Here is a 545-nt window from a genome sequence, read left to right on the forward strand (position 1 = left end):
TCCGGGATGGCGATTTTGCCGACATCGTGAAGCAGGGCTGCAAATTGAATGTCCCTGATTTCGTCAAAGTGCAGGGATAATTTTTTTGCAATAGCGATTGAATTATTGCTGATTCTCTCGCAATGTCCCTGGGTGTGTATGTCCTTGGCTTCTATGGCTTCTGAGAGTGACTTTATTGTTGAAATAAATAAATCCTGATAATCATCAAGCAAAGATGAGATTTTTTCTTTTAATACTTTTTCTGTATTTAACTTTGAAAGAAGTTCCTTTTTGTCAAATATTTTTTTAAGATTTGTCAAAAGTAAATCAAAATTGATTGGCTTCACTATATAATCGGATGCACCGCTTTTAAGAATATTTATTACCGAATCAACAGTTGGCATTGCAGTAATTATAATAATTTCAGTTGAGGGATAATCGTTTTTTATAACGTTTAATAAATCGTTACCTCCCATAACAGGCATATTAAGGTCAGTAATTACAACGTCAATATTCAATTCTCTCAAGATTTCCAGTGCATTTTTTCCGTTAGTTGCGGTGTTCAC

1 protein-coding gene is annotated in these 545 nt (G+C 34.1%); it reads right to left on the bottom strand.

All coding sequences use genetic code 11. From position 1 onward, the window contains the following. On the bottom strand, nt 1-545 hold a 545-nt coding region (locus AB1349_13725; protein MEW6558385.1), incomplete at both ends, for a response regulator.

The sequence above is a fragment of the Elusimicrobiota bacterium genome, from assembly GCA_040757695.1.
Taxonomy (GTDB): domain Bacteria; phylum Elusimicrobiota; class UBA8919; order UBA8919; family UBA8919; genus JBFLWK01.